The organism is Amycolatopsis azurea DSM 43854, from assembly GCF_001995215.1.
Lineage (GTDB): Bacteria > Actinomycetota > Actinomycetes > Mycobacteriales > Pseudonocardiaceae > Amycolatopsis > Amycolatopsis azurea.
On sequence record NZ_MUXN01000003.1, the window covers coordinates 205,345 to 210,329 of the forward strand.

At 69.4% G+C, this 4,985-nt stretch carries 5 protein-coding genes; 2 read left to right on the plus strand and 3 right to left on the minus strand.

Features of this window, described 5'->3' with window-relative positions:
- The 3 genes from B0293_RS06400 to cofC all read right to left on the minus strand — a co-directional run.
- Nucleotides 1–753 (minus strand): NUDIX hydrolase (locus B0293_RS06400; protein WP_245820057.1); only part of this gene is annotated, 753 nt, incomplete at its 3' end.
- Nucleotides 750–3,068 carry an RNA degradosome polyphosphate kinase gene (locus B0293_RS06405; protein ID WP_209437370.1) on the minus strand — a complete coding sequence of 773 codons (2,319 nt, stop codon included), beginning with the start codon at nt 3,066–3,068 and terminating at the stop codon, nt 750–752. The genes B0293_RS06400 and B0293_RS06405, both read right to left, overlap by 4 nt.
- A 58-nt stretch (nt 3,069–3,126) precedes the next feature.
- Nucleotides 3,127–3,753, minus strand: a complete 627-nt coding sequence (cofC, locus tag B0293_RS06410) for a 2-phospho-L-lactate guanylyltransferase (RefSeq protein WP_005167471.1) — start codon at nt 3,751–3,753, stop codon at nt 3,127–3,129.
- A gap of 66 nt (nt 3,754–3,819) precedes the next feature.
- On the opposite strand from cofC, the gene B0293_RS06415 reads away from it, so the two are divergent.
- Nucleotides 3,820–4,563: a lysophospholipid acyltransferase family protein gene (locus B0293_RS06415; RefSeq protein ID WP_005167470.1), complete on the plus strand. Its 744-nt coding sequence runs from the start codon at nt 3,820–3,822 to the stop codon at nt 4,561–4,563.
- Nucleotides 4,563–4,985 (plus strand): NAD(P)-binding domain-containing protein (locus B0293_RS44205; RefSeq protein WP_245820059.1); only part of this gene is annotated, 423 nt, incomplete at its 3' end. The genes B0293_RS06415 and B0293_RS44205, both read left to right, overlap by 1 nt.

Sequence of the window (4,985 nt, forward strand, 5' to 3'; positions counted from 1 at the left end):
GACGACGTCCGGGATCACGCCGCCCTGACTGGAGATCACCGGCGTCCCGCCGTCACCGGCGATGGCCAGCAGCCGGGCGAGACCGAGCACCGGGTCCGGCCAGTAGCCCTCTTCCGACAGCAGCGGTTCGTGCCGGACCTCGACCCCGAGATCGTCGGCGAGCCCGTTCACCGTCTGGACGCAACGAAGCCGCGGCGCCGAGAGCACCCTGTCCGGTGCGTAGTGCCGCAGCAGCGAACGCAGCGCTTCGGCCTGACGCTGACCGGCGTCCGACAGCGGCCGCAGATCGTCGTCGCCGTTCCACTCGTCACGCTTGCCCGCCTTGGCGTGCCGCACGAGGATCACCGTGAGGAGGTCGGGCGGCAGCGCGGAGAACTCGCGCAGCACCCGGATGTCCTCCGGCCGCGTCAGCAGTTTCTCGGCCGCCTCCGCGTCGAGCCAGCGCAGTTCGTCGACTTCCTCATTCGGAGCGAACGCACCGGAAACCGCCTGCGCGGAGAAATAGTCGACGGTCTTCGGCGCTCCCGCCACGGTGTATTCGGTCCGGAACAGATACCGGCCGAGCACCGCGTCGAAGCCGGTCTCCTCACCGATCTCGCGGACCGCGGCCCGCGCGATGGTCTCGCCCGGATCCAGCTTTCCCTTCGGCAGCGACCAATCGTCGTAGCGCGGCCGGTGGACCAGCGCGACCTCGATCCGGTTCCCGGCACGACGCCACAGGACGGCGCCCGCCGCCCGCACGACCCCGCTCATCCGGCGGCCCCGTGCCGCTTCGCCAGTTCGACCTGGTGATCGCGGACGTCGTCCCCGGAGGCCGGGAACGGGGTCCACTCGCCGGTGGAGGTCAGCACCCAGCACCGGGTCGCCGGATGCAGCGCGGATTCGAAGATGTAGTCCAGTTGCGCCGTCAGTTTCGGATCCTTGACCCGCACCAGGGCTTCGATCCGGCGGTCCAGGTTGCGGTGCATCATGTCCGCGCTGCCGATCCAGTGCGTGCCGCCCGCGCGGAAGTTGAAGATGCGCGAGTGCTCCAGGAAACGGCCGAGGATCGAGCGCACGTGAATGTTTTCGCTCAGTCCCTCCACACCCGGCTTCAGCGCGCAGATCCCGCGCACCACGATGTCGACCGGCACCCCGGCCTGGGAGGCGTGGTACAGCGCGTCGATCACCTGCTCGTCGACGAGCGAGTTGCACTTGATCCGGATCCCGGCGGTCTGCCCGGCGCGGGCGAGTTCGATCTCCTCGCCGATCGCGCGCACGATGCCGCGGCGGATCCCGTGCGGCGACGTGAGGATGTTGCGGTAGGTGTCCTGACGGGAGTACCCGGTGAGCACGTTGAACAGATCCGTCAGGTCCGCGCCGATCGTCGGATCGGCGGTCAGGATGCCGAGGTCTTCGTACAGGCGCGCGGTCTTCGGGTTGTAGTTGCCGGTGCCGATGTGGCAGTAGCGGCGGATGGTCGAACCCTCCTGGCGCACCACCATCGACACCTTGCAGTGCGTCTTCAGGCCGACGAGACCGTAGACCACGTGCACGCCCGCGCGTTCCAGCGTGCGGGCCCAGGTGATGTTGGCCTGCTCGTCGAACCGCGCCTTGATCTCGACGAGCGCGACGACCTGCTTGCCGGCCTCGGCCGCGTCGATCAGCGCGTCGACGATCGGGGAGTCACCGGAGGTGCGGTACAGCGTTTGCTTGATCGCCAGCACCTTGTCGTCCGCGGCGGCCTGTTCGATGAACCGCTGGACGCTGGTGGAGAACGAGTCGTACGGGTGGTGCACGAGGACGTCGCCCTCGCGCAGCGTCGCGAACACCGACTTCGGCGTCTCCCGCTCGCCGAACGCCGGGTGCGTGGCCGGCACGAAAGGGCGGTCCTTGAGTTCCTTCCGGTCGACACCGGACAACTGGTGCAGGCAGGTCAGATCCAGCAGGCCGGGGACCTCGACGACGTCGCGCGGGTCGACCTCCAGTTCGCGCAGCAGCAGTTCGAGCATGTGCTCGCTCATGTCCTGCGCCACTTCGAGCCGCACCGGCGGGCCGAACCGGCGCTGCGCCAGTTCGCGTTCCAGGGCCTGGAGAAGGTCCTCGTCCCGGTCTTCCTCGACCTCGAAGTCCGCGTTGCGGGTGACCCGGAAGGCGTGGTGCTCGGTGACCTCCATGCCGGTGAACAGCTCGCCGAGATGGGCGGCGATCAGTTCCTCCAGCGGAAGGAACGTCGCCGTGCGGACCTCCCTCGGCTGCTGCTCGATGCGCATCAGGCGCGGCACGTTGCTCGGCACCTTGACGCGCGCGAACCGCTCGGTGCCCGCCTCGGGGTCCCGGACGGTGATCGCGAGGTTGAGCGAAAGGCCGGAGATGTAGGGGAACGGGTGCGCGGGATCCACGGCCAGCGGTGTGAGCACAGGGAAGATCTGCTCGCTGAAGTAGTTGGACAGCCGGAGCTGGTCGGCGCCGGTGAGGTCGTTCCAGCCGACGATGTGGATGTCCTCGTCGGCCAGCTGCGGCCGCAGGTGCAGCTCGAAGGCGTTCGTGTGCCGCTCGACCAGGTCCTGGTTGCGCTTGGCGATGTAGGCCAGCTGCTCGCGCGGGGTGAGCCCGTCCGCGCTGCGGACCGGGAGACCGGTCTCGTCGCGGCGCTTCAGCCCGGCGACCCGCACCATGTAGAACTCGTCCAAATTGGACGCGAAGATCGCCAGGAACTTGGCGCGTTCGAGCAGCGGCTGCGACTCGTCCTCGGCCAGCGCGAGCACGCGGGCGTTGAAGTCCTGCCACGACAGCTCACGGTTGAAGTACCGGTCGTCGGGCAGTGTTTCGACCGCGGTGGGCGCCGAGGTCACCGCCGGAGGCGCGGCGGGCAGCGCGCGGAACTCCTGCGCGGGACGGCTCGCCGAACCGCCGCGGGTCGCGCGGATCGCCGCGCGCGGACTGCTGTTCGTCTTCGCCGCGGGACTGGACTTCCTCGCCCGGACGGGTTTGGCCGAGCCGTTGTCCGGTTCCGGTTTCGCGGCGGAGGTCTTCCGCTTCCTTGCCGAGTTCGGGGTGCCGCCGTCATTTGTGCTCACGGGCTTCATTGTTCACCACTCGGGGCGATTATGTGCGCCGCGCGCGGGTCGGCAGGGTGAACTCTCGTCACATCACCACGCAGGGTGTTCCCAACAGTGTTGAACTGCGCTTTCCGACACCCAGGGTACGGACGTGAGCGAGATCATCCGCGGTGTCGACGTCCGCGCGGAGCGATTCCGGGGCGATCGTGAGCGGGGTCGCACCGGACGCGGTGTGCGCCCGCGCGGAACCCTCGCCGAACCGGGGTTCGAGCGGTCCGGCCCCCGCGAGCAACAGGGTCGTGCCCGTGCCCTGCCGGTCCGCGACGAACGCCCGGCGCCCGGCCGCCTCGACAAGCGCGGCGGTGAGGTCTTCGGTGCGCAGCGCGGGCAGGTCGGCCTGCAAGGCGCCGACGAGAACGGACGGCGTGTCCCGGCGCAACAGCTCTTCGCCGTAGCGAAGGGCCGCGTTCAAGCCACCCCGCGACGGCTCGGGGACGATCTCGACGCCCAGTTCGGTGAGATCCGCCACGGACGCCGGGTCGGCGGCGACCACGAGCACCCGCCGGATCCCGTCCGCCGAGGTCGCCGCGGACAGGGTGTCGTAGGCCAGCGCCAGCACCAGTTCGGCGTGCCGCTCGGGCACCACCGCGCCACGGAGCCGCGACTTGCCCTCCGCCGGGCGTTTCATCGGCACGATCAGGTCGATGCCCACACAGTCCACATCTGCATTCTTACCCGACCCTCCCTGGACCGCGCTCGCGTGCGCGCGGCAGGATCAGTGCTCTGGGACGACACGTGTGACTTCGAGGAGGACGAATTGGCCCGGCGTGAGAAGGGCGGCATCTGGGTTGGCATCGCCGCCGCACTGTTCTACCCGGCGACGGCCATCGGCAAGCGGGTCTACCGCAACGCCGAGCGGATCCCCCGCGAAGGCGGCGCGCTGCTCCTGCTCAACCACGTGTCCCACATGGACCCGGCGGTGGACGCGGTGTTCGTGCACCGGCAGAAGCGGGTGCCGCGGTTCCTCGGCAAGGAGAGCCTGACCAGGGCGCCGATCTTCGGCAAGATCTTCGTCGGCGCCGGCCAGATCCCGGTCTCGCGCGGTTCGGCCGCCGCCGGTGACAGCCTCAAGGCCGCCCACCAGGCGTTGCGTGACGGCAAGGTCGTCGTGATCTATCCGGAGGGGACGATCACCAAGGACCCGGACGGCTGGCCCAAGAAGCCGTTCACCGGCGCCGCGCGGCTCGCGCTGGAGACCGACGTGCCGGTGATCCCGATCGCCCGCTGGGGCACGAACCACATCTTCAACGGCTACACGAAGAAGTTCACGCCGTTCCCGCGCAAGAAGATCACGCATCTGGTCGGCGAGCCGATGGATCTTTCGACCTACAAGAACGGCTCCACCCGCAGCGCGTCCAAGCTGCGCGAGGTCACCGAGCTGATGATGACCGAGATCACCGCCCTGCTCGCGGAGATCCGCCAGGAGGAACCGCCCGCGAAGAAGCCGGAGGACGACGCCTGATGGCCGCGACCGCCACCGAGGTCCAGCGCGTGACCGTGCTCGGCGCCGGGTCGTGGGGGACGGCGTTCGCCAAGGTGCTCGGCGACGCCGGACGCGACGTGACGATCTGGGCCCGGCGGCCCGAGGTCGCGGCCGACATCCGGGACCGGCATCGCAATTCGTCCTATTTACCCGATATCGACCTGCCGGAGCGGATCACCGCGACGGCGGATCCCGCCGAGGCCCTCGACGGCGCGCAGGCCGTGGTCCTCGCGGTGCCGAGCCAGACGTTGCGGACCAATCTGTCCGAGTGGTCCGGTCTGCTGCCGTCCGACGCGATCCTGGTGAGCCTCGCGAAAGGCGTCGAACTGGGCACGCTCAAGCGGATGAGCGAGGTCATCGCCGAGATCGCGCGCGTGCCCGACGGGCGGATCGTGGTCGTG